Genomic DNA, 229 nt, shown 5'->3' with positions numbered 1-229 from the left:
TTCAACACACAGCCGCCTGAAGGCGGCTGGCTGTCTCTATGGGTTTTTCCAAATTTTTCCAAAAGGTTTCAACACACAGCCGCCTGAAGGCGGCTGGCAACCAGCCTGCTTCAAGGCCGTCGGCTTTCGCTGTTTCAACACACAGCCGCCTGAAGGCGGCTGGACGGCAAAGACGACCCCAAACCTGACGACAAGCCGTTTCAACACACAGCCGCCTGAAGGCGGCTGG

At 57.6% G+C, this 229-nt stretch carries 1 protein-coding gene; it reads right to left on the bottom strand.

The genetic code is table 11. The annotated features are described in order from the left end of the window. Nucleotide 1: 1 nt before the first annotated feature. A partial coding sequence (locus HMPREF3050_RS14790) for a hypothetical protein (RefSeq protein WP_210399910.1) occupies nt 2–229 on the bottom strand: 228 nt, incomplete at its 5' end.

It is taken from the genome of Neisseria sp. HMSC065D04, from assembly GCF_001815675.1.
GTDB lineage: Bacteria > Pseudomonadota > Gammaproteobacteria > Burkholderiales > Neisseriaceae > Neisseria.
The sequence above is the reverse complement of the archived record's forward strand: the minus strand, read 5'-3'. Positions and strand labels throughout refer to the sequence as shown.